Raw genomic sequence first — 25,730 nt, forward strand, 5'->3', positions numbered from 1 at the left:
TGGTATTCCTAAAGCTAATTTTGGGGTATCAGCCACTCACGTCTCTCACATTTTTTTAACGACTATACCAATCCTATTTATGAGAGTTTTCTCCTTGCGAGCAGCCGCCCTGCTGCCCCTATCCCTGCTTGTGTTCTCGTGTGAGCAGGAAACCACCACGGAAGTCATGGAGATCGAGACCGCCGCTCCGCGTTTCCTCGATCTTCCAGCCGCTAAGGGCGGTACCGCTACTCTCGGTAAGAGCGCCGACGGACGCTCGGTCACCGTTGCCATGGCTGAATACATCACGGCCGCCGACAGCGATGAGATGGGTAACACCGTATTCTTCAACAATCGCGGCAACAAGCAATTGAGCTTCGACTTCGTCCCCGGTCAGTCGATCGACGGTACGGACGCCATCTCCTACTACGTAGACGAGACCCGCCCCTCCGACGACGTACCCGTAGAGGTCAGCACCGATGCCATTGTACGCTCGATGGACACCTGGAATGACGTAACCTGCTCCGATCTGAGCATGTTCCGGGTTCCGAACAACGGCCGCGCGACCGGCTTTTACAGCTTCCTCTTCGGTTTCGGTGGTAGCCTGGACTACGTCGCCGACGTGGTACACAACGGCTGGATGCCCGCTCAGTTCTTCGATCGCATTGCCCCCAACGGCAGCCGTTCGATCCTGGGCGTCACCTTCACGCTCGTATTTATCGACAATAACGGCAACATTCTGGATGAGGACAATGACGGTAAGGGCGACGTTGCCTGGCGCGAGATCTACTACAACGACCGCTTCAACTGGAGCGACGGATCGGGCATCGACATCGAAACCGTTTCCCTTCACGAAGCCGGACACGGTCTGAGCCAGGGTCACTTCGGCAAGGCCTTCCGCACCAACAAGAACGGCAAGGTGCACTTCTCCCCCCGCGCCGTCATGAACGCAACCTACTCCGGTCTCCAGACCGAGATCGACGGTACCGACAACGGCGGTCACTGCAGCAACTGGGGCAGCTGGCCCAACAACTAAGGAAGCTACAGCCCCTAAAAAGAAGACTCCGTCCGTAAGGGCGGGGTCTTCTTTCTTTTTGGGTAGGATTGGGCGGGGACGCGGGAGCTAAAAACAACCAGTCAGCGAAGGGTAAAACCCTTCGCTGAGGGAGGACGACTCCTCCGGGCTCGGTGGGGAAACGTCTTTGGTACGAGATCACCGGATAGGAGCCGCTTTGTCCGCGAAGGGTTTTACCCTTCGCTGAGGAAGGACGACCCCTCCGGGGTTGGTGGGGAAACGTCTTTGGTACGAGATCACCGGATAGGAGCCGCTTTGTCCGCGAAGGGTTTCACCCTTCGCTGAGGAAGGACGACCCCTCCGGGGTCGGCGGGGGAATACATAAATCGACCCCGGAGGGGTCGTCCTTCGGCAGCATAGGGTTTCACCCTGTGCTGCCCTATCTTCGCCCCATGCCCAATCCCGCTACCGACAAACGTCTATTCCTGCTCGACGGCCATGCCCTGGTGTACCGCGCGCACTTTGCCTTCATCAACCGGCCGCTGATCAATTCCAAGGGGGTGAACACTTCGGCCATGCACGGATTCACCCGGACGCTGTGGGACCTGATGAAGAACCAGCAACCCACCCACCTGGCGGTCGTTTTCGATCCGGAGGGGCCCACTTTCCGCAACGAGCTGGCGGCCGACTACAAAGCCAACCGGGAGGAACAACCCGAGGACATCGGCATTGCCTTTCCCTACGTGCACCAGATCCTGCAGGCCTTCAAAATCCCGATCATTATCGTGCCCAACTTCGAGGCGGATGACGTGATCGGCACCCTAGCCAAACAGGCCGCCCGCCAGGGGTACGAAGTGTATATGGTGACCCCCGACAAGGACTACGGCCAACTGGTCGAGGAGAAGATCCTGATGTACAAGCCCAGCCGGATGGGCAACGGCGTAGAGATTCTGGGCGTAGACGACATTAAGAAAAAGTGGGGCATCACCCATCCTCTGCAGGTGATCGACATGCTGGGCCTGATGGGCGATTCGGTCGATAACATTCCCGGCGTCCCCGGCATCGGGCCGAAAACCGCCCAGAAATTCATCGAGCAGTTCGGCAGCATGGAAGCCCTGCTCGACAACACCGACAAGATCCGGGGCAAGAATCAGGAGCGACTACGGGAGTTCCGTGAGCAGGCCATCCTCAGCAAGCGGCTGGCAACGATCGATATCGAAGTGCCCATCCAGTTCGATCCGGAGGCCTACATCATCGAGGATTTCGACCGGGATTACCTGACCGACGTGTTTCGCGAGCTGGAGTTCCGCAGCATCGCCAATGAAATTCTGGGCGTAGAGGAAGAACCGAAGCCGCGATCGGCCCAGGGGGATCTCTTTGCTCCTTCCACCGACACAGCACCCGCGTCCCCGCCCAAAAAAGGTTACAAAGAGCCACCCGCCCATACCGTGGCCGACGAAAACATCGGCAACACCGAACAGGCTTACCACAAGGCCGAAACGCCGGAGGAACGCGCCGCCCTGCTGGATCAGCTCACCCGGCAAACCCTGTTTTCCTTCGACACGGAAACGACCGCCATCGACCCGACGGTGGCCGAGCTGGTGGGCATGTCCTTTGCCTGGAAGAGCGGAGAAGCCTACTACGTGCCCGTTCCCGCCGACCGCGCACAGGCCGAAGCCATCGTTGCCGAGTTCGCTCCCGTGCTCGCCGACGACAGCATCCAGAAGGTAGGACAGAACCTGAAGTACGACATGATCGTACTCGAACGCTACGGCGCCCCCGTGAAGGGGAAACTGCTCGATACCATGGTGATGCACTACCTGCTGCACCCCGATAAGCGCCACAAGATGGACCTCCTCAGCGAGGAGTACCTGAACTACAAACCGGTACCCATCGAATCCCTCATCGGCAAGGGAAAAAAGCAGTTGACCATGCGCGACGTGCCGGTGGAAAAGGTCGTCGACTACGCCTGCGAGGATGCCGACATCACGCTGCGCCTCTACCACGCCCTGTGGCCGGAACTGGAGGAGGAAGATCTCGTGGAACTGTACGAAACCGTGGAGGCGCCCCTGATCCCGGTCCTGCGGGACATCGAGCTGGAGGGCATCAACGTCGACGGAGAATTTCTACAGGCCTACAGCAAGGTTCTGACCGAGGAACTGCAGTCCATCGAGCGCGAGGTGTACCAGATGGCCGGGTCCGAATTCAACATCGGCTCGCCCAAACAGATCGGGGAGATTCTCTTTGGGCGGATGGGCGTGCCGTACAAGGGCAGCAAAACGAAAACCGGACAGTTTAAGACCGACGAGGCCACGCTGGCCGAAGTGAGCGTGGACTTCCCCATCGTGAAGTCGATCCTGCGGCACCGTAGTCTGAGCAAATTACTGGGCACCTACGTGGATGCCCTGCCCCAGCTGATGCATCCGGTAGACGGGCGTATTCACTCCAGTTTCAACCAGACCATTGCCGCTACGGGTCGCCTGAGCAGCAACAATCCCAACCTGCAAAACATTCCCGTGCGCACGCCGGAGGGAGCGGAGATACGCAAGGCCTTCATCCCCCGCGACGAGCAGCACGTCCTGCTGGCTTCCGACTACTCCCAGATCGAACTGCGGCTGGTTGCCGCCCTGAGTCAGGACGAGGGAATGCTCGACGCCTTCCGGACGGGCAAGGACATCCATACGGCCACGGCCGCGCTCATCTTCGACGTTCCCTACGAGGAGGTCACCCGCATTCAACGTTACCAGGCCAAGACGATCAACTTCGCCATCCTGTACGGGGCCGGCGCCCAGCGGCTGACGCAGGAGCTGGAAATCAGCCGGGCCGAAGCCAGCAAGCTCATCTCCAACTACTACGAGCGGTTCACCGGCCTGAAGCAATTCATGAGCGGTACCGTGGAACAGGCTAAGGAAGAGGGCTACGTTACGACCCTGCTGGGGCGGAAGCGGAGCCTGCGCGACATTAACAGCCGGAGCAGTCTGGCCCGTGCCAATGCCGAGCGCATGGCCATGAACACCCCCATCCAGGGCACGGCCGCCGATATGATCAAGCTGGCCATGATCCGCATCCACAAGGCACTACGGGAGCAGGGATTCAGAACGCGGATGATCCTGCAGGTACACGACGAACTGGTGTTCGACGCGCCAAAGGAGGAGGTAGAGCGCGTAACCCCCCTCATCGAAGAGCTGATGCGGGAGGCCATTCCCAATCTGGACGTACCGATCGTAGTGGAGACGGGAGTCGGAGAAAACTGGCTCGAAGCGCACTAAACTGGATTTACCGCAGCCGGGCAGAGTGAACGATATAGTCGGTAACCGACTTACTCCGAAGTAAGGGAAACCGACTTGCCATGCCGAGAAAGGGAAAGAACTATACGGAGCGGATGACGGGGCCCGTGGGGGAGTGCGAATTGTGTGGCCGCACCAAACCCCTCACGGAGCACCACCTGATCCCGCGCGCGGTACACCGGAAAACCTACTTCCAGAAGCGCTTTACGAAGGAGGAGATGACGCACCGACGTATCCTGGTGTGCCGGGCATGCCACCGGGGCATTCACCGACTGATCCCGGACGAGAAAGAGCTGGCCCGCGACTTTAACACCAAGGAGAAACTGCTGGCGGATGAACGTATCCGTAAGCACATCGCGTGGGTGACCAAACAGCGGTGAGGGGAAATAAAAAAGGCAAGCTGGACGAACCAACTTGCCCGAACATTAACCAAAAACCCAGCAAAAGACATGACCTTAAATTTTGCGGTATCTGCCGGGAAGAGGGGGCCCGGCAACCGCGATAAGGACAGGACATGCAAGAAGTCGCCGCTACGCTGAGCTACGACCCCGGTTCGCGGGATGGTATGTTCAGCGGAGCTTCAAACTCCCGAGTGGGTGATCGGTGATGAACCGTGTGGCAAACCGGGGACCGGCAGCCTTCTATGGAAAGCAAAATAGCCGAAGATGTTCGTTGCACCAACGGTGGCCTACCGCTGCCGGGCAAACATGCGTCCCCTCCATCCGTTGCAATGAGTGCCACGGCCGGAGCGGTCGGGCACCAACCAAAATATACCCACATGCAGCTTACCAAGGAGCAGACCGAGACGAAAAAAGCCGTCGCCGCCCAGTTACTGACCATTAAAGAGAATTCCTACCAGAATATGATGTCGATGCAGAGCGCCGATCTGCGCGAGGCGGAGGACACGAATGAGAACGAGCAGAACATGTTCGAGGACGGCAAGGTCGACCAGTCCATCAACCGCGTCGAGGCGCGCGCTTCGGTCGTCGAGGCACTGCAGCACGATATCAACGTGCTTTCGAACCTGGACGAAATCGAGCCGACGGAAGAAATTCAGCTCGGCGACATCATCGAAACCGACCGCGGCAATTTTTTCGTGGGCGCGGCCAGCGATGAGTTCGAGGTGAACGGTAAGAAGTACCGGGGCATCTCCACCGACAGTCCGCTTTACCTGGCCCTGCGCGGCAAGCACAACGGCGACGCGGTCGAGGTGAACGGAACCTCCTTTACGCTGAAGAACTCCTACTGACGTTTACCACAATAGATCCACGGAGCGGGGCGCTGAGTCACTTCAGTGCCCCGTTTCATTAAACCTTACCCATGACCCTCCAGGAAGCCCAGGACACCGTCGATGCGTGGATCACGACCACCGGGGTACGGTACTACAACGAGCTTACGAACATGGCCATCCTGACGGAAGAGACCGGAGAGGTGGCGCGACTCATGGCCCGGATCTACGGAGAACAGTCCTTCAAAGATCCGGACGAGGAGGCGGACGCCCCCGCCCTTCTGGCCGATGAGATGGCCGACGTTCTCTTCGTCCTGATCTGCCTGGCTAACCAAACCGGCGTAAATCTGACGGATGCCCTCCGGGCAAACTTGGCGAAGAAGACCCGACGCGACGCGGACCGCCACCGCAACAACCAAAAATTAAGGGGGCCGGCGGAGCGCGGGAGCTGAACAAGCAAATTCAAACAAATTTAGTAAGCAAATAATTTACATACTCGATTATGTATGCAATTAGCTAACTTTTATTCGGGTATAAGTCACAAAAAGCTTGCGTGACCCGAACAACATGTTTATATTTGTAGCGTCGCAAAACAAAAGCAGTTTTAAACAAACAGGATAATGGCAGATAGTAACAAAGACACCGCCGCTAAGCTGAAGGCTTTGCAGATGACGATCGATCGTCTCGACAAGGCTTACGGCAAGGGCACCATCATGCGCCTCGGCGAGAGCCAGGCCGCCAACGTGGAGGCCATCCCGACCGGGTCCCTCGGCCTGGACGTCGCCCTCGGCATCGGTGGCTTCCCCAAGGGACGGATCATTGAGATCTACGGTCCCGAATCTTCCGGTAAAACGACGCTGGCCATCCACGCCATTGCGGAGTGCCAGAAGCGCGGCGGCATTGCCGCCATCGTAGACGCGGAGCACGCCTTCGATCGCTTTTACGCCCAGAGCCTGGGGGTCGATACCGACAACCTGCTCATTTCCCAGCCCGACAACGGCGAGCAGGCCCTGGAGATCGCCGAGAACCTCATCCGTTCCGGTGCCGTCGATATTCTCGTCGTCGACTCCGTAGCCGCTCTGGTGCCCCGCGCCGAGATCGAGGGAGAGATGGGCGACAGCAAGATGGGCCTGCAAGCCCGCCTCATGTCGCAGGCCATGCGGAAACTGACCGGTACCATCGGCAAGACCGGCTGCTGCTGCATCTTCATCAACCAGCTGCGCGAGAAGATCGGCGTTATGTTCGGCAACCCCGAAACGACCACCGGTGGTAACGCCCTGAAGTTTTACGCTTCGATGCGCATCGACATCCGCCGTACCGGAGCCGCCATCAAGGACAAGGAGGGCAACGTCGTCGGCAATCACGTCAAGGTGAAGGTCGCTAAGAACAAACTCGCTCCCCCCTTCCGCATCGCGGAGTTCGACATCATGTACGGCGAGGGCATTTCCAAGGACGGTGAGATCGTCGACCTCGGAGTTGACCAGGACATCATCCAAAAGTCCGGTGCCTGGTACGCTTACGATGAGGCCAAGATCGCCCAGGGACGGGAAGCCGCCAAGCAGTTCATGCGCGACAATCCCGAAGTAGCCGATGAGGTCGAAGCAAAGATCAAAGCCAAGCTCATGGGCATCGAAGAAGAAGCCCGGGCTAACCGTAACGGACGCGGAAAAACCGCGGACGCCGAAGCGGCCGAGGCTTAGGATAAAACGGTCTTGATGATGAGCGCCCGTCCTGATACTGTCAGGGCGGGCGTTTGTCTTGGGAAAAAGGACCACAATCGTTCCCCGGCTCAGCTAAATCCGTAACTTTGCCCCCTCATAAAATCCGTCCCCATGAACCGTGACTCCGCCGTATTCGACCGTATTGAGCGCGAACTCGATCGCCAACGCCACGGAATCGAGTTGATCGCTTCCGAGAACTTCACCAGCGCCGCCGTCATGGAAGCCGTCGGCAGCTGTCTGACCAACAAGTACGCCGAAGGTTACCCGGGTAAGCGCTACTACGGAGGCTGCGAGGTGGTGGACGAGATCGAGCAACTGGCCATCGACCGCCTGTGCGAGCTCTTCGGCGCGGAGTACGCCAATGTACAGCCCCACTCCGGCGCTCAGGCCAACGCGGCCGTCTTTCTGGCCTGCCTGAAGCCCGGCGATCGTACCCTCGGATTTAGCCTGGCGCACGGCGGACACCTCAGCCACGGTCACCCGGCGAACTTCAGCGGCAAGCACTTCGAAGCCCACTTCTACGGCGTGGAGGAGGAAACCGGCCGGGTAGATATGGACAAGGTGGCCGAAAAAGCCCGGGAAGTACGACCCAAAATGATCATCTGCGGGGCCTCGGCCTACAGCCGGGACTGGGACTACGCCCGCTTCCGCGAGATCGCCGACGAAGTAGGCGCCCTGCTGTTGGCCGACATCGCTCACCCGGCCGGTCTCATCGCCGCCGGCCTGCTGAACGACCCCATGCCGCACTGTCACATCGTGACGAGCACCACCCACAAGACCCTGCGCGGCCCCCGCGGTGGAATCATCATGATGGGCAAAGACTTCGAAAACCCCTGGGGCCGGAAGACTAAGAAGGGCAACCCCATCCGGATGAGCACCATCCTGAACAGCGCCGTATTCCCCGGTATGCAGGGCGGTCCGCTGGAGCACGTCATTGCCGGTAAGGCCGTAGCCTTCGGGGAGTGCCTGAGTGCCGACTGGAAGACCTACGGCAAACAGGTGATCGCTAACGCCCGCGCCATGGCCGAAGCCCTCAACGAACGTGGCTACCACATCATCAGCGGAGGTACCGATAACCACAGTATGCTCATCGACCTGAGCAACAAGGATATCACCGGCCGTGACGCCGAGGAAGCCCTGGGCAAGGCGGAAATCACGCTCAACAAGAATATGGTGCCCTTCGACAAAAAATCCGCTCTGGTTACCAGCGGTATCCGCATCGGCACGGCCGCCATCACTACCCGGGGCTTCCGGGAGGAGGACTGTAAGCAGACGGTTGCCTGGATCGACGAGGTGATTAACAATCCTGGTGATGATCAGCTTTTAGAGCGGGTACGTCAGGAGGTACACGCCTTCATGGACCGCTTCCCGCTCTACGAAGGGGCAATGGTCGGCTGATCATCCGGATTTTACCGAATTTTTAATGGCGGGACTGTATAGTAAGCGTATATTAATCGCGTTAGGATAAAGATGGCTTGCCCCCTATCTTGCTGGCGGCCACTTTGTCCAGCTTACTACCCCAGTCTTATGCGAGTTCTTGTTTTCTGTTTCCTTACCGTCCTTTGTCTTTCACCCACCAACAACTTCGGTCAAAACATTTATAACGGAGATCTCTCCCGCCTGAATGCTGACGAACGTCGCTGGGTCGACTCCGTATACGCCTCCATGTCGGTGGACGAGCGGCTCGGGCAGCTCTTCATGATCCGCGCGCACAGCGACCTGGGCCCGGATCACGTGGCCAGTGTAGAGAAACAGATCAAGAACTACCACGTTGGCGGACTCTGCTTTTTCCAGGGCACGCCGGAAAAGCAACTCGAACTCACCAACCGTTACCAGGGGCTCAGCAAACTGCCGATGATGGTCAGTATGGATGCCGAATGGGGACTGGGGATGCGGCTTCCCGGCCAGACGATCAGTTATCCTAAGCAACTGGCTCTGGGTGCGATCCGCAATAATCAGCTGCTCTACGACATGGGGGCGGAGATCGCCCGGCAGATGCACCGACTCGGCGTGAACGTAAGCTTCAGCCCCGTCCTCGACGTCAACAACAATCCAGATAACCCCGTCATTGCTACCCGCTCCTTCGGAGAAGACCGCTACAACGTGACCGCCAAGGGGTACATGTACATGAAGGGCCTGCAGGATAACGGCATCCTGGCCAGCGCCAAGCACTTTCCCGGGCACGGGGACACGGACGTCGACAGTCACCTCGATCTGCCCGTCATCAAGCATAGTCGCGCACGCCTCGACAGCATCGAGCTGTATCCCTTCCGGGCCCTCATTCGCTACGGTATCGGCAGCATGATGGCCGCCCATCTACAGATTCCCGCGCTTGATCCGCGGCCTAACCGGCCCTCCTCGCTGAGCAAGCCGATCGTCACCGATCTGCTGCGCAAGGAGCTCGGCTTTACCGGCCTTATCTTTACGGACGGACTCGAAATGAAGGGGGTCACGAAGCACTACGGCGACGGAGAAGTGGAAGCCGAAGCCATCGCGGCCGGCTCGGACATTTTACTCCTACCGGAAGATATTGCCGCTTCCTTTACCGCCATTAAGCGCTACGTGGAGGAAGGAAAGATCACGGAACGGGGCATCGAGGAAAAGGTACGGCGCGTACTGCTGGCCAAATACCGACTGGGCCTAACCCACCCCGCCTTCCCTCCCCTGAAAAACTTGAGGGCTGAATTGAATACCCCGGCCGCTTACACCCTGAAGCAGGAACTCGTAGAGGCCTCCATGACGCTCGTGCGCGACGCCGAAGGCCTGGTCCCGGTACAGACCCCGGATAAGGGAAAGATCATCTCCCTACGGATCGGTGCGGCGAAGCCCACCACCTTTACTACCCGCCTGGACGACTACGGGCAGATTACCCACCTCACTACGGCCAACGATCCGAGTGCGGCGGAGAAAAAGCAAATCCTCGACCGTATCCGCGCCAACGACGTCGTGATCGTAAGCCTGTACAGCGACGGCAGCCGGTTTATCGAAAAAGTACCAATTTCCGCACCGCTGCTGGGTTTACTGCGGGCGATCGACGAGAAATCCAAACTCGTCCTTACCGTCTTCGGAAATCCCTACAGCCTGGCACCCCTGGATGGATTCGGCACAATTCTGGAAGCCTATACCCGCGACGAGGTCGCTCAGGATGCCGCCGCCCAGGCGCTCTTCGGCGCGAACCGGATGACGGGCCGCCTCCCCGTCACGGCCAGCCCCGCCGCCCCCTACAATGCCGGACTCGAAACAACGGCCAACTTCCGTATGGGTTACAGTACACCGGAGAGCGTGGGGCTCGATGGTGAAAAACTGGCCGCCCGGGTGGACGTGCTGGCCCGCGAAGCCATCAGCCAACGAGCAACCCCCGGCATGGTCGTGCTCGTGGCACGCCACGGGAAGATCGTTTTCGAAAAAGCCTACGGCCACCAAACCTACCAAAAAGAACGCCCGGTCACCACCAACGACGTGTACGATCTGGCTTCGGTAACCAAGGTCGCGGCCACTACCCTCTGCATCATGAAATTGGTCGATGAGGGAAAGATCGATCTCGACAAGCCCCTGAGTCACTACCTCCCCGAACTGGCCGGGACAAATAAGGAGTACATCACCATCCGCCCGATTCTGGCCCACCGCGCGGGCTTGCACAGCTGGATTCCCTTCTACCGCTACACCCTCGGTCCGGGCCGCAACGCTCAGCCCAGTTCGCAATATTACCGTACGGCGCAGACCGGCAACTTCGTGATTCCGGTCACCGATAAGCTGTACATGAATAAGTCGTACGTAGACTCGATCTGGCAGCAGATTTACGACAGTCCCCTGCCCAATATCGGGCGTTACCGCTACAGCGATCTCGGATTTTACCTGATGGCCAAGCTCGTCGACCGGGTCAGTGGGCTTACCGTGGACGAGTTCGCCGCCCGCTATTTTTACCGCCCCATGGGTCTCGAATCCCTGACCTTTAACCCCCTACGGTCGATTTCCCGCGATCGGATACCCCCTACGGAGATCGACAACTACTTCCGTATGTCGGCGATCCAGGGCTTCGTGCACGATATGGGGGCGGGCATGATGGGTGGCGTTAGCGGTCACGCCGGCCTATTCGGATCGGCCCACGATGTAGCCGCTCTTTTCCAGATGCTGCTGCAGGAGGGCAGCTACGGTGGTCGGCGTTACCTGAGCGCGGAAACCATCCACCTGTTCACGAACCGTTTTCCCGGCGATATGCGGCGCGGACTTGGCTTCGATATGAAACAGTTGGATTCCGACCGCAGCCTTAACGTATCCGAACGGGTTTCCTCCCGCACCTTCGGTCACCTGGGCTTTACCGGCACCGCCGTGTGGGCCGATCCGGTGGAAGACCTGGTTTACGTCTTCCTGTCCAATCGGACGTATCCGAATATGGAGAATAACAAACTAAGCAAACTGGATACCCGGAATAGCGTGCAGACGGCCGCCTACGAGGCGATTATACGCGACGCCAAATCCGCCAGTCCGCGCACTACCGTTACCGCCGGAGTCGGCAAGCGGCCCTAGCGTTTAGGCTCCGCCGCTCATAGCCTTGATCAGGTAGCCGGCGGGCAGTTGGGTGTTCAGTTCCATACCGTTCAGGACGGCAAATTCGTTCAGGCGCGCCTGGGGAATACCGGCATCGAGTAGCGCCTGCTGTAGGCTCGTCGCGCGCGGGACGGTGACGATCTTGATGCGCTCCGGCTTGCGGTTAAGCTTGCTCTGGTCGGTCAGCTGCGCGAAGCTGCGAATGCTGCCCTCCATATCCCGGGCAAATTTATTGAAGTTCTGTGCCGTGGATAGTCCCGCCATCATGTAGGTGTTTCCCCCGTAGGCGATAAAGCTGGTGATGGTCCGCAGGGTCTGCGTCTGCCCGCTTTGCTGGTCCTGTTGCACGATGTCTCCGACGATGGTCGTCGCCGGTAGTCCGTTGATGGACTGATCGCTGCTGTTGGTTACCTGGACTTTATTCTGAGTCACGAACTGCTGGGCCGCGGCGGCGGGGTCCGTTCCTTCCGCCAGGCGCATCTGCATGAGCGCGTTCTGGTCGGGGCTCACCATTTGCACCATGGTCGGGGAATTGATCAGTTGCCAGTTGGTGGGAATGCGGAAGTAAAACCGCAGGGCCGGGTGGTAAAAGGCACCGCTTTCCACGTAGCCCTGATTGGGGTCTTCTCCGTACAGGATCCCGTCGATCCGGCGCAGGTAGCCATCGCGGTCGACTTCGTAATCGGTGCGGGGGTTTGCGGCCTGGGCCTGTTTGGTCAGTTTGAGCACTTCGGCTTCCCGGTTCAAAGGATCGGGGTGCGTGCTCAGAAAGCTGGGCGCACGGTTTTCCGAACCGCCGCTGAGCTTATCGAGGGTATTGAAGAAGCCGGCCATTTCGTTGGCGTCGTAACCGATGGCCGTGGAGTACTTGACGCCGAGTTGGTCGGACTGACTCTCCGCATCGCGACCGAACTTCAGAAACAGGAGTTGCATCCCCTGCATGAGCGTTTGTCCCTGGCTGGCGAGCTCCGGAGAAAGGATCATTCCGCCGATCAGACCGATTTGCGCCAATTGCTGCTTACTCTGCTGGGCAACCGTATGGCGGGCCGTGACGTGGCCAATCTCGTGCCCCAGTACCCCGGCAAACTGCGCTTCGTTATTGAAGTGCGCCATAATCCCCCGCGTGAAGTAGACGAAGCCACCGGGAACGGCGAAGGCGTTAACTACCTCCGAGTCGACTAACCGGAAGGTCCAGGGCAGGTTCGGGCGCTCCGAGATTGCGGCCATGGCATTGCCCTTTTCCGTCAGGAAGGCCTGCAACTGGGCGTCGTCGTACAACCCGAATTCGGCGACCACCTGGGGATCGTACTGCTGCCCCATGGCAATTTCCTGTTCTTCGGAAATGAAGGAAATCTGCTTCTTACCGGTTACGGGGTTGGTGGCACAACTCGGCAGTATGAAGGCGAAGGCCGGCAGTAGAAGCAGAACTAAGGTTCGGGAGAGTGATACGGACATGTGTTGTTGCGGGATGAGTTACTCCGTTAGAAGTCGACATTTACCCAATAAGTTTGCTTCTTAAGATTTGCTTAGCTCCCGCGGCCCCGCCCTAAGCTTTCAGTAACGCCCCCGTACCCGGTCGGTCCGGATACACCGCCCGCCCCGTGGCCGGATCGAAAGTGACCCCCCGCGCCGGATCCTCCGCCAGGAGCATAGCCCCGTCCATGTCCGCGTAATCCAGTTCCGGAAGCAGCTGCGCGATGCCGCTGATGCCGACGCTGCTTTCCGTCATGCAACCGGCCATCACGCGCATGCCCAGCGTCCGGGCGCGGGCGATCATTCGGCGGGCGGGAAGCAGTCCGCCACACTTCACCACCTTGATGTTGATGCCCGCAAACAGTTCGGCGCAGGTATCCACGTCGGCCTCGGTCTGGCAGCTCTCGTCGGCCAGCACGGGGAGGGCGGAGTGGCGGTGTACTTCGCGTTGCCCCGCCCGGTCGTCCGGCTTCAGCGGTTGCTCGATAAATACCACGCCCAGTTCCGCGAGGGGGCCGGAGTAGTCGATGGTCTGGCGTACCGTCCAGCCGGTATTCGCATCTACGTAGAAGGGAGCGTCCGTGTGTGCGCGGAGCTCCCGGATGATGGCCACGTCGTCGTCGCCCCGCCCCAGTTTGATCTTATACACGGGCCAGGGAAAGGCCTGCAGTTTGCGCACCATTTCGGCGATCGGAGCCAGACCGATGGTGTAACACGTCGGCGTAGCGCGGGAGGCTTCGCGTTCCCACAGCTCCCCCACCCGCCGGCCCGCCATTTTCCCCCACAGGTCGTGGAGGGCGACGTCGATCGCGCACCGCAGGAAGGGGCTCAGGTCGGGCGGCAGGGTACTTAGCAAGGCCCCTATGTTTCCATTCTCTAGCGTCCAGGGCGCGAGCGCGGGAGCCAACTTGTTCAACGTAGCCGTGCAGGTCTGGCTGTCCAATCCGTAATAGCGGGTCATCGGCGCTTCCCCCAGGCCAGTGTACGCGCCGTCCCGGAGTTCGACGATCAGGGTCGGCTGCTCGGTGCGACTTTCGTGGGCGATGCGGAAGGGGTCGCGCAGCGGTAGGGAAAAGGGGTGGATGGTGAGGGTCAATGGAATTTACAATTGGCAATTTCAAAAGTACCATTTACAATTTATGGGGATGCTGGCTGCGCTTGTGGTCATTGTCGGCCGATCGAGGCAGCAGGAATTTAAAATGTGAAATTTAAAATGTAGCTGCCGCACGTGGATGCTCGCTGCGCTCGTGGTCGTCGTCGGCCGATCGAGGCAACAGGAATCTAACATGTGAAATTTATAATGTAGCTGCCGCACGAGGATGCTCGCTGCGCTCGTGGTCGTCGTCGGCCGATCGAGGCAACAGGAATTTAACATGTGAACTTTAAAATGTAGCTGCCGCACGTGGATGCGCGCTGCGCTCGTGGTCGTCGTTGGCCGATCGAGGCAACAGGAATTTAACATGTGAAATTTAAAATGTAGCTGCCGCACGTGGATGCTCGCTGCGCTCGTCTGGTAAAATGCGGCCTTCGGCCGCGGAAGCACGATGCAATCTGCGGCTGCGCTCTACGCGTCGGAATCATACCGACCTGAGTGCAACGGGCATTCTTAGTTACGTCAGTAACACGAAAGTCAACGAGCTGGTGTTCGTCAGATGACCGGGCCAAACCTGGATTAGTTGCATCCCGAAGTGAAACCGTAGCGGGTTGCTCCCCCCACCGCCTAACTGCCTAACAAACTAATAACCTAACTGCCTAACCAACCTAATAGCCTAACTACCTAAATGCCTACCCACTTGTCCCCCTACTTCTGCCGGAAAAAGATCGTTATCGGCACCCCGGTAAAGTCGAAATTCTGGCGCAGCTGATTCTCCAGGTAGTTTTTATAGCTGTCCTTGACGTGCTGGGGGTGGTTGCAAAAGAAGGCGAATGCCGGATAGGCCAGGGGGAGCTGGGAGACGAACTTGATGCTGATCACGCGGCCGCGGGAGCTGGGCGGACTGAAGCGTTCGATGGCCGGCAGCATGACGTCGTTGAGCTGGGAGGTGGGGATGCGGCGGGTGCGATTGGCGTACACCTGTTCGGCAGCCTCGATGGTCTTCATGATGCGCTGCTTTTCGGTCACGCTCATGAATATGATGGGAAGGTCATTGAAGGGGGCGAAGCGGCGGCGCACCTCGGCCTCGTAATCGCGGGCGGTGTTGGTTTCCTTGTTCTCGACGAGGTCCCACTTGTTGATGGCGATGACGATGCCCTTGTTGTTCTTCTGGGCGAGGCGGAAAATGGCCAGATCCTGGGCTTCCACCTTGTCGGTGGCATCGATCATGAGGACGCACACGTCGGCCTTCTCGATGGCGCGGATGGCACGCATGACGGAGTAGTACTCCAGGTTTTCGTGCACCTTGGCCTTCTTGCGGATGCCGGCGGTGTCGATGAGGATAAATTCCTTGCCGAACTTATTGTAATGGCTGTTGATGGTATCGCGGGTGGTGCCGGCAATGTCGGTGACGATGTTGCGCTCCTCCCCGAGCAGGGCGTTGATGAAGCTGGATTTACCGGCGTTGGGCTGCCCGACGATGGCGAGCTGCATCAGCTCCGTCTCCTCCTCCTCGTGGTTGCGGACGTACTCCACCGCGGCGTCGAGGAGCTCACCCGTGCCGCTGCCGGTCACGGAAGACAGGAAGAAGGTTTCCTCGAAGCCCAGCGACCAGAACTCGTTAGCCTCGAGCTGGCGACGGTTGTTGTCTACCTTATTGACCGCGAGGATGACGGGCTTCTCGGCCCGCCGCAGCATCTGGGCGATCTCGGCGTCGAGGTCGGTGATGCCGGTGGTGACGTCGACCATGAAAATGATCACGGAAGCTTCTTCAATGGCAATGACCACCTGATCGCGGATCGCGGCCTCGAAGACGTCGTCGCTGTTGCGTACGAATCCGCCGGTATCGACGACCGCGAATTCCTTGCCGTTCCATTCGCTCTGGCCGTACTGCCGGTCGCGGGTCACCCCACTCTGGTCGTCGACGATGCTCTGGCGTTCCCCGATGAGGCGATTAAAGAGAGTAGATTTTCCGACGTTGGGACGTCCGACGATGGCAACGATATCCATGAATAGTAGGGGTAATGTGGTGGGGAGGCAGAATGGTCAGCGGAAATCGTCATGACTATAACGGCTACCGAAAGAGGGCATACTGTTTTCCTCCGGGCAGTAAGGTAAAACTCTTTCGGTGGTGGATAGTTGCCCCGTGGGTTTCGATTGCCGTGCGGTGGGCCCTGGTGGGGTAGCCCCGGTTGGTGTTCCAGCCGAATTGCGGAAAGGTCTCGTGCAGCTTTAGCAGATGCTCGTCGCGGTGGGTCTTGGCCAGGATGCCGGCGGCGGCGATGGCCTGGTACTTACCGTCGCCCTTGATGACGCAGAGGTGGTCGATGGTCGTATGGGGTACGAAGAACTTTCCGTCGATCAGGAGAAAGTCGGGCGGCGTAGCTAGACGATCGATGGCACGGTGCATGGCGCGGTAACTCGCCCGAAAGATGTTGATGCGGTCGATCTCCTCCACGGTGCAGCGGGCAACGGCCCAGGCCAGGGCGTCGGCTTCGATTTCCCGGCGCAGGGCGTTGCGGGCGGCTTCGTCCAGTTTTTTGCTGTCGTTGAGGCGGGGATTGTCGTAGCCGGGGGGCAGCACCACGGCTGCGGCGAAGACGGGGCCGGCGAGGCAGCCGCGGCCGGCTTCGTCGCAGCCGGCTTCGCGGCGTCCAGCGGTGTGGTGGGGAAGTAACACGGAGACGAAAATACTACATCTGGTTTTTTGGCTGGTCTTTGGAAGTGTTGATGGAGCGCGGCCGGAGGCCGCGTTGTACTAGCGGGTGCGGAGGCGCACTACCGGGCAGACGATCTCCTCCAGGCTGATGCCCCCGTGCTGGAAGGTGTCGCGGTAGTAGTTGTTGTAGTAATTGTAGCTGTTGGGGTAGAGGAAGAACTTATCTTCCTTGGCGAAGATGAAACTGCTGCTCAGGTTGGGGCGGGGCAGCTTGGCCTCCTTGGGTTCGCGGACTTCGAGTACGTCCTTTTCCTCGTACTGGAGATTGCGGCCGAGCTTGTAACGCAGATTGGTCGAGGTGTCGCGGTCGCCGACCACCCGGCTGGGGGTATTGACCCGGATCGTGCCGTGGTCGGTGGTGACGATCAGGGTGATGTCCCGTTCGGCCAGGCGGCGGAGGGTGGCCCAGAGGGGGCTGTTCTCGAACCAGCTCCGGGTGAGGCTGCGGTAGGCTTTCTCGTCACCGGCCAGCTCCTTGAGCACCTCCATTTCCGTGCGGGCGTGACTCAGCATGTCGATGAAGTTGTAGACGATGACGCTGAAGTCGTTGTTCAGGAAGTCCAGGGCGCGGTCCTGCATCTGGCGGGCGAAGTTGGTGCGGGTGACCTTGGTGTAGTCCCACTTGATGTCGCCCCGGCGCATGAGCCGCTCGAACTGCTTACCGAGCAGGTCGGCCTCGTGGTTGTTCTTGCCACCCTCGTCGCTGTCGTTGAGCCACCAGTCCTTGTAGTGCTTTTCGATCTCGGCGGGCCACATGCCGGCGAAGATGGCGTTGCGGCTGTACTGGGTGGCGGTGGGCAGGATGCTGTAGAAATAGTCCTCCTCCTCCACGCGGTACAGCTGGGTGATCATCGGTTCGATGACCCGCCACTGGTCGTAGCGCATGTTGTCCAACAGGACCATAACGGTGGGGCGCTCCTTATTGATGTGGGGAAAGACTTTCTCCCGCATCAGGTTGTGCGACATGATGGGCGCGTCCTGCCCCTGTACCCAGTCCAGGTAGTTGCGCTCGATGTATTTGGAAAATTCGGCGTTCGCCTCCCGTTTCTGTACGGCCAGAATCTCGCCCATCTGGTCGCTGTTGCTGTCGTCGAGCTTGAGCTCCCAGTTGATGATCTTCTTATAGATGTCGACCCATTCTTCCTTATTGAGTCCGCTGTTGATCTGCATGAGAAGCTGGCGGAAGTCCTGCTGGTAGTCGCTGGTGGTCTTTTCGCGAACGAGCCGCTTCTCGTCGACGATCTTCTTCAGGGTCAGCAGAATCTGCGATGGATTGACGGGTTTGATCAGGTAGTCGGCGATCTGACTGCCGATGGCTTCTTCCATCACATCCTCGGCCTCGTTCTTCGTGATCATCACTACCGGGATGGAGGGTTGCACCTCCTTGATCCGGCTGAGGGTTTCCAGGCCGGTAAGGCCGGGCATGCTCTCGTCCAGAAAGACGATGTCGATCCCCTTGTCCGTTTCGATCTCCTCGAGCGCATCGTGTCCGTTGGTAACCGTGACGACTTCGTAGCCTTTCTTGCGGAGGAAAATCAGTTGTGGCTTGAAGAGGTCGATCTCGTCGTCGGCCCAGAGGATTTTGATGCTGTCCATATTCGTTCTTTCGCTGGTGGGTGGTTCGTGGGTAAATACGTTTAACGACCTCCGGAAGTTGGAAGTGTCCGCTTCCATAGACTACCCGCCGGCTGCGGTGGTTGGCAGACGACCGGAATCGGTCAAATACCCGTCGCGAACCGTTAAAATCCGATTATTGTCCGCCCGGCCGTAACGATATGGGTACGAACGGGTTTGTAGGCTCACTTTATTCCTTGTACGTACAATAGCTTAGCTTTGCTCGCCTTTTGCCAAATGAACCTATGAATAACCTGAATCTCCTCCGGGCCGTATGTGAAGCCCCCGGCGTGTCCGGCTTCGAAAGACGGATCCGCCAACTCATCCTCGACGAGGTGAAACATCTCGTAGACGAGGTCAGCATCGACAACATGGGCAACGTGATCGCCCTGCGCAGGGGCCGTGAGCGAAAGCGGGTCATGGTTGCCGCCCACATGGACGAGATCGGCTTCATCGTAAACCACATCGACGAGAAGGGATTCATCCGCTTTCTCCCCCTCGGCGGCTTCGATCCGAAAACCCTGACCGCCCAGCGTGTGATGGTACACGGCCGCCGCGACGTCATCGGGGTGATGGGCAGCAAACCCATTCACATCATGAAGCCCGAGGAACGGACTAAGGTGGTCCCGACGTCCGACTACTTCATCGACGTGGGTCTGCCCCGGGAAGAAGTCGAGAAGCTGATCGCGGTCGGCGATCCCATCACCCGCGAACGCGAACTCATCGAGATCGGCGATTGCGTGACCGGCAAGTCCCTCGACAACCGCGTCTCGGTCTTCATTCTGCTGGAGGTGCTGCGGGAGCTGCGGGGGCAGGACATCCCCTACGATCTGTACGCCACCTTTACCGTACAGGAGGAGGTCGGACTGCGCGGTGCCATGGGCAGCGTCAGTCACATCGACCCCGATTTTGGCTTCGGGCTTGACGTTACCATCGCCTACGACGTGCCCGGCAGCACGCCCCAGGAACGGGTGACCGGACTCGGCTGCGGCGCCGCCATCAAGGTGCTCGACGGTTCGGTCATCTCGGACTACCGCATGGTCAATTACCTGAAGAACGTTGCGCGGGAGGACGACATCACGACCCAGCTCGAACTCCTCCCGGCCGGGGGTACGGACACGGCCGCCGTACAGCGCTACGGCACCAAGGGCAGCATTGCCGGGGCCATCTCCATTCCCCTGCGCAACATGCACCAGGTCATCGAGATGGCCAGCAAGCAGGACATCGCCGACTGCATCGCCCTGCTGTCCGCCGCCATCCGCAAGCTCGATACCTACGACTGGAATTTTTCCGCCGACCACGTGCAACCTCCCCACCCCGACCGCGTCGGGGGGCAGACCGACTGGCTCTAGCGGGGCTAATATTTCTTAACTTTGCGCCGTTCCACTATCCAACCTCTGCGCAATGGGAAAACTTCACCGCTTACACCAGCTTACCGGCTGGGTCGTATTCATTATTACGGCCACCGTGCTGCTGCTCAGCGTCGAACGTACGGGTAGTTTATGGGACGTCGGGGAGTTCATCCTCGGCGCGTACAAGCTCCAGGTGGTGCACCCGCCCGGGGCTCCCCTCTTCCTGCTGATCGGCCGCATGTTCGCCGCGGTGGGCGATCTGCTGTCCGACGATCCGTCCTTCATTGCGGCCTTCGTCAACGGTATGTCGGCCCTCTGCACGGCTTTCGGGGCCACCTTCATTGCCTGGGTGACCATCCGTTTCAGCCTGCTTTCCCTCACCGGCCGCGACGAGCACGCCGAGGTCGGTGGCGGCCAGATCATCGCGGTAGCCGGTGGCGGACTGGTAGCGGGCCTGTGTTCGGCCTTCATCACCTCCGTATGGTTCTCCGCCGTGGAGGGAGAGGTGTACGCCATGTCCTTTTTCTTTACGTGTATGACGGTCTGGGCGGCCGTTCGCTACTATACTACGCCCCGCGATCGCGATTACGTGGCTTATCGCTGGCTGATCTTCAGCATCTTCTGTATCGGGCTGTCGTCCGGCGTTCACCTGCTGAGTATCCTGGTACTTCCCTTTATCACCCTTCTGTTTTACCTGCGGGAGCGCGGCCAGCTCTTCCTGACGCGGGTGGGCAAGATCGTCGGCTATCTCTTCGCGGCCAGCCTTCTGCTGACGTCCATCGGATTTACCGGCAAATTGATCGGCATTGGCGCGGTCGCGGGAGCAACGTACTTCCTGGGAGGCAAAAAGCTGGCGCACTGGGCACAGTTCCTCGTTGCCGCCGCCTGCGGGGTGTTGATGATCGGCATCATTCAGACCCTGGTCATCATCGGCGTTCCCTCCGTCTGGCACTGGTTCGAGATCGGTATGGTGAACAGCGGGCTGCCCGTCCACATCGGCGTGCTCCCTACCCTGCTCACCTACGGCGGTCTGCTCTACCTCGCCTTCCGCTACGCCCACCGGCACCGGGATCAGGGAGTGCAGTTGGCCGCCATGGGTATTGCCAGCATCCTGATCGCCTACAGCGTGATCGCCGTAGTGGTCATTCGGGCGGAGGCGAAGACTCCGGTCAATATGAACAACCCGGACAACGTCACCAGCCTGCTCCCCTACCTCAACCGGGAACAGTACGGAGAGCGAAGCCTGGTCTACGGTCCCCAGTTCGACGCTCAGATGACGGCCACCGACGTGGAGGACCGCTACGGCCTGGTCAACGGTAAGTACGAGTACACGAACTACAAAGTCACGCCGGAGTACGAGAAGGACAAGCAGATGTTCTTCCCCCGCATGTACGACGGCACCCAGGGGCGCCCCAATCTTTACAAGCGCTGGATGGGCCTCGACCCCTCACAGCCGCTGCCGAACGGACGCCCCAACCAGATCGACAACATCGGCTTCCTCTTCAACTACCAGCTGGGCTGGATGTACTGGCGCTACTTCATGTGGAATTTCTCCGGCCGCCAGAACGGCGATCAGGGGTACTTCAGTTGGGACGAGAGCAGCGGCAACTGGATCACCGGCATCAAGTTCCTGGACGAAATGCGTCTGGGCAATCTCGACGAGCTGCCCGAGGACTTCAAGAACGATCCCTCCCGCAATACTTACTTTCTGCTTCCCTTCCTCTTCGGCCTGCTGGGACTTTTCTGGCACTCCGGCCGGCGGGGCGAGGAATTTCTGGCCCTGCTGGCCCTCTTCGTGATCACCGGTATCGGGATCACGATCTACACCAACCAGCCACCGAACGAGCCGCGGGAGCGCGATTACGTCCTGGTCGGCTCCTTCTTCGTCTTCTGCATGTGGATCGGCATGGCCGTCCCCGCGATTTACGAACTGGCCAAACGCCAGTTCCGTGCCCGCGGCGCCGGCGTGGCGGTGGGTGCTTCGGCCCTGGTCCTGGTGGCGCCGATCCTACTGGTCACTCAGAACTGGGACGATCACGACCGCTCCCAGCACACGGCGGCCCGCGACTATGCCCATAACTTCCTCGAGTCGGTCGACGAAAACGCCATCATCTTTACGTACGGCGACAACGATACCTACCCCCTCTGGTACGCCCAGGAAGTCGAAGGGATTCGCACCGACGTCCGCGTGGTAAACCTCAGTCTCATCGCGGTCGATTGGTACATCGATCTGCTCCGCTACCGCATGAACGACTCGCCGGTCATCGACCTTCAGCTGACGGAGGATCAAATGCGCGGAAAATCGCGCAACAGCGTGCAGTATTACAACCTGCGCAATCCCGATCAGGCGTGCAACGAGGCTCCCCCCATGACCCTGGAGGCCTTCATGAACGAGATCGCCGACGACAAGAACCTTCCGGTACAGGGCGGCCGCATCATCGAGACGGTCTACCCGACCTGCAACGTGAACCTCCGCGTGGACCAGGGTCGCCTGGCCCAGGCTCCCTGGCTGACGCCCGACGGAAATCCGGTGGCCCAGAACATCCCGATCCGTATCGACCAGCGCTCGCTGCAGAAGGACGAGATCGCCATTCTGGACATCATCAACTCCAACTTCTACAAGCGGCCGATCTACTTCGCGGTCACCTGTCAGCCCTCCAAGTTCATGGGGCTGGAGGACTACATGCAACTGGAAGGTCTAGCCCTGCAGCTCACCGCCACCCGCACCCCCTCCCAGACGCAGCGGTACCAGAACATCGGTGCCGGGGGCATCGACGTGGACAAGAACTACGAGCTGATCATGAACGAGTGGACCTGGGGCAACTTCGACAAGGTGAACACCCACGTCAATACCAGTTACGCTCCGGCCATTCAGTCGATGCGCGGCGTCATGTTGCGGACCATGGACGAACTGATGCAGCGGGGAGACACCGAGCGCGCGCTCGAGATCGGAGACAAGTACTTCCAATCGTTCCCGAACATGAACTTCCCCTTCTACTACGAGGCCTTCATCATGCTCGACCCCTACTTCCGCAGCGGTAACACCGAGCGGGCGGCCGACGTGATCGCGCAACTCGCCGAAAACACCGCCGACCGGCTGAACTACTACGAGAGCCTGGACGAGCAGGTGCTCAACGAGAGCTACTTCTACGAAAACCGCCAGGGGCAGGCCATTGCCCAGCAACTGATCCTACAGCTGCGGGACAGCGGCAACGAAACCCTGCGTAACCGCGTCGAGGGCATCCTCTCCAACTACCTCTACCTGGCCGAGGCACCCAGCCCGGGCTAGCGTATGGACAAGCAGAAGTTCGGTACCGCTCCGGTTTTCTTCACGGCGATATCCACCATCCTGGGGGCGATCATGTTTCTCCGTTTCGGCTTCGCGGTCGGAATGGTGGGGCTGGCCGGCACGATCGGCATCATCCTGATCGGCCACGCCGTCACGATTCCGACGGCCATGGCCATCGCCGAGATCGCCACCAACCAGAAGGTGGAAGGCGGCGGGGAGTACTACATCATCTCCCGAAGCTTCGGCCTCGTGATCGGATCCACCATAGGCATGGCGCTTTTCATGTCCCAGGCCATTTCGGTGGCCTTCTATATTATGGCATTTACCGAGGCCTTCAAACCCCTGATCGACTGGTTACGGGAGACCTACGTGCTGCTGCCGTGGTTCGATACGCTGCTGGGCTATCCCCAGACCATCGGCATTCCGGCACTGCTGGTGCTCACCGCGCTTATCCTTACCAAGGGAGCCGATCTGGGCGTGAAGGTGCTGTACACCGTCGTGGCCACTCTGGCGCTTTCCCTGCTGGCCTTCTTCGTCGGCACGACCGACTACGACCAGACCCACTCGGTTTCCTTCTTTAACAGTTACGAGGCGGAGCTTACCGCCCCCGACGAGCGACTACCGGCCGACCCGGATTCCGTCTACTACCCCGGCAGTGAGGTGGTGGCCCGGGCCACCGAACCGCCCCCGGCAGCCCCCGCTACCCCAGCCATCCCGGCGCTGAGCTTCTTTACGGTCTTCGCCATCATCTTTCCCGCCTTCACCGGTATGACGGCGGGCGTCGGCCTCTCCGGCGATCTGCGCGATCCGGGGCGGTCCATCCCCCGGGGGACCCTGGCGGCCACGATCGGCGGCATGATCGTGTATTTCTTCATGGCCTGGAAGCTCGCGGCTTCCGCCCCCCCGGAGGTGCTGGCCGACACGAGTAACCTGATCATGGCCGACATTGCCTGGCAGGGGTGGTGGATCATCCCCCTCGGGCTGGCTGCCGCGACCATTTCCAGCGCGCTGGGCTCCATACTCGTGGCTCCACGTACCCTACAGGCGATCGCGGCCGATAACATCTTTCCCGCCACCGGCATCAACCAATTTCTGGCCCGCGGGAAGGGAGAACGGAACGAGCCCTACAACGCCAGTCTGATCACCGTGGTGCTGGCCGCTTTTTTCATTTTGCTCGGGGCGCTGGACAGCGTGGCGGAGATCATCTCCATGTTCTTCATGGTCACCTACGGCTCCCTCTGCCTGATTAGCTTCCTGAACCACTTCGCCGCCGACCCGAGTTACCGGCCCACCTTCCGCTCCAAGTGGTACGTCTCCCTGTTCGGCGCGATCGCCTGTTTCGGGCTGATGTTCTTCATGAACTCCACTTACGCGGCTACGGCGGTGGTCCTCATCGGCTTGCTCTACGTATACATCGCCCACAGCAATCCCGACAAACGGAGTCTGGCGGTCATCTTTCAGGGCGTGATCTTCCAGATCAGCCGCCGCATTCAGATCTTCCTGCAGAAGGCGGATAAGGAGGAGAAAAAGAGCTGGCGGCCCAGCATCATTGCCGTAAGCGATGCCACCTTCACCCGCCTGGGCGCCTTCGACCTCCTGCGGTGGTTGTCCCAGAAGTACGGCTTCGGCACCTATCTCCACTACATCAACGGCTACCTGAGCCACGATACCTCCGAGGCCGCCGCGGAGACCAAGAAGCGCATCATCCGGATGGCGGAGGCTACCGAAAGCCGGATCTACGTCGACACTATCGTTTCGCCGTCCTACACTTCCGCCATCGCCCAGATCATCCAGTTTCCGGGCATCGCGGGTACGGAGAACAACCTGCTGTTGCTGGAGTACAGCAAGCAGACCGGGGAAGGCCTCGACGACATCATCGACAACTTCAAGTTGATCAAGTCAGTGGATTTCAACATCGGTATCCTGGGCCTCTCGGAGCGGGGCTTCGGGCTTAAGCGCACCATTCACGTATGGATCACCCGCGCCCACTATGAAAGCGCCAACCTGATGATCCTGCTGGCTTACATCATGACGGGCCACGCCGACTGGAAGAACGCCGAGATCAAGCTCTTCGCGGTCTTCGAGGAATCCAAGCTTGCCGAGGAGGAACAACGCCTGTACGACCTGATCGAAACCGGTCAGCTGCCCATCAGCCGCAACAACATCGACGTGCTCTGCCGCCTGGATAACAGCGACAGCCGCAGCGTCATCGCCCGCAAGTCCGGAGAAGCGGACCTGGTCATTCTAGGCTTCCGCGACGAGGTCCTGAAGCGTATGAAGGAAGGCCTCTTCGCCGGCTACGACGACATTGGTAACGTACTGTTCGTCAACGCGGCCGAAGAGGTGAAAATTCGGTAATGATAGCCTGGGTTCTCGCTCGCTACTAGGCGAACTGGGAGGGTTATCGCAATT

16 protein-coding genes are annotated in these 25,730 nt (G+C 59.5%); 11 read left to right on the top strand and 5 right to left on the bottom strand.

The features are described from left to right. Positions 1–79: 79 nt before the first annotated feature. The 8 genes from NMA52_RS12840 to NMA52_RS12875 all read left to right on the top strand — a co-directional run bounded on the left by NMA52_RS12840 (position 80) and on the right by NMA52_RS12875 (position 11,757). Positions 80–1,015, top strand: coding sequence for a hypothetical protein (locus tag NMA52_RS12840; RefSeq protein ID WP_254828085.1), 936 nt, complete (start codon positions 80–82; stop codon positions 1,013–1,015). A 431-nt stretch (positions 1,016–1,446) separates the two neighbouring features. Beyond that, complete coding sequence (gene polA / locus NMA52_RS12845) at positions 1,447–4,263, top strand: DNA polymerase I (protein WP_254828086.1); 2,817 nt, start codon at positions 1,447–1,449, stop codon at positions 4,261–4,263. 80 nt (positions 4,264–4,343) lie between these two features. Beyond that, positions 4,344–4,661: a hypothetical protein gene (locus NMA52_RS12850; protein ID WP_254828087.1), complete on the top strand. Its 318-nt coding sequence runs from the start codon at positions 4,344–4,346 to the stop codon at positions 4,659–4,661. A gap of 398 nt (positions 4,662–5,059) precedes the next feature. After that, positions 5,060–5,530: a hypothetical protein gene (locus NMA52_RS12855; RefSeq protein WP_254828088.1), complete on the top strand. Its 471-nt coding sequence runs from the start codon at positions 5,060–5,062 to the stop codon at positions 5,528–5,530. A gap of 71 nt (positions 5,531–5,601) precedes the next feature. After that, positions 5,602–5,961 carry a nucleotide pyrophosphohydrolase gene (locus NMA52_RS12860; protein WP_254828089.1) on the top strand — a complete coding sequence of 120 codons (360 nt, stop codon included), beginning with the start codon at positions 5,602–5,604 and terminating at the stop codon, positions 5,959–5,961. A 168-nt stretch (positions 5,962–6,129) separates the two neighbouring features. Beyond that, a complete protein-coding gene (gene recA, locus NMA52_RS12865; protein ID WP_254828090.1) occupies positions 6,130–7,209 on the top strand; it encodes a recombinase RecA in 1,080 nt (359 codons plus the stop codon). Between the two features lie 132 nt (positions 7,210–7,341). Beyond that, a complete protein-coding gene (glyA, locus tag NMA52_RS12870; protein WP_254828091.1) occupies positions 7,342–8,628 on the top strand; it encodes a serine hydroxymethyltransferase in 1,287 nt (428 codons plus the stop codon). A gap of 129 nt (positions 8,629–8,757) precedes the next feature. Further along, positions 8,758–11,757 (top strand): glycoside hydrolase family 3 N-terminal domain-containing protein, encoded by a 3,000-nt coding sequence (locus NMA52_RS12875; RefSeq protein WP_254828092.1) that lies wholly within the window; start codon positions 8,758–8,760, stop codon positions 11,755–11,757. A 3-nt stretch (positions 11,758–11,760) separates the two neighbouring features. Here the strand turns inward: NMA52_RS12875 and NMA52_RS12880 are convergent, their stop codons facing one another. The 5 genes from NMA52_RS12880 to NMA52_RS12900 all read right to left on the bottom strand — a co-directional run bounded on the left by NMA52_RS12880 (position 11,761) and on the right by NMA52_RS12900 (position 18,659). After that, a complete protein-coding gene (locus NMA52_RS12880; RefSeq protein WP_254828093.1) occupies positions 11,761–13,233 on the bottom strand; it encodes a M48 family metalloprotease in 1,473 nt (490 codons plus the stop codon). Between the two features lie 91 nt (positions 13,234–13,324). Then, a complete protein-coding gene (locus NMA52_RS12885) occupies positions 13,325–14,347 on the bottom strand; it encodes a dipeptide epimerase (protein ID WP_254828094.1) in 1,023 nt (340 codons plus the stop codon). Positions 14,348–15,052: 705 nt separating this feature from the next. Beyond that, positions 15,053–16,354: a ribosome biogenesis GTPase Der gene (gene der / locus NMA52_RS12890; protein WP_254828095.1), complete on the bottom strand. Its 1,302-nt coding sequence runs from the start codon at positions 16,352–16,354 to the stop codon at positions 15,053–15,055. Between the two features lie 64 nt (positions 16,355–16,418). Continuing rightward, positions 16,419–17,024 carry a ribonuclease HII gene (locus NMA52_RS12895; protein ID WP_254828096.1) on the bottom strand — a complete coding sequence of 202 codons (606 nt, stop codon included), beginning with the start codon at positions 17,022–17,024 and terminating at the stop codon, positions 16,419–16,421. Positions 17,025–17,102: 78 nt separating this feature from the next. Next, positions 17,103–18,659 (bottom strand): response regulator, encoded by a 1,557-nt coding sequence (locus NMA52_RS12900; protein ID WP_254828097.1) that lies wholly within the window; start codon positions 18,657–18,659, stop codon positions 17,103–17,105. A 263-nt stretch (positions 18,660–18,922) separates the two neighbouring features. On the opposite strand from NMA52_RS12900, the gene NMA52_RS12905 reads away from it, so the two are divergent. From NMA52_RS12905 to NMA52_RS12915, 3 genes are read left to right on the top strand one after another with little or no spacing between them, the layout of a single operon-like run. Then, positions 18,923–20,029, top strand: coding sequence for a M42 family metallopeptidase (locus NMA52_RS12905; RefSeq protein WP_254828098.1), 1,107 nt, complete (start codon positions 18,923–18,925; stop codon positions 20,027–20,029). 52 nt (positions 20,030–20,081) lie between these two features. Further along, on the top strand, positions 20,082–23,318 hold the full coding sequence (locus NMA52_RS12910) for a DUF2723 domain-containing protein (protein ID WP_254828099.1): 3,237 nt from the start codon (positions 20,082–20,084) through the stop codon (positions 23,316–23,318). 3 nt (positions 23,319–23,321) lie between these two features. Beyond that, complete coding sequence (locus NMA52_RS12915; RefSeq protein WP_254828100.1) at positions 23,322–25,676, top strand: amino acid permease; 2,355 nt, start codon at positions 23,322–23,324, stop codon at positions 25,674–25,676. Positions 25,677–25,730: the final 54 nt, after the last annotated feature.

It is taken from the genome of Lewinella sp. JB7, from assembly GCF_024297185.1.
Taxonomy (GTDB): Bacteria; Bacteroidota; Bacteroidia; order Chitinophagales; family Saprospiraceae; genus Neolewinella.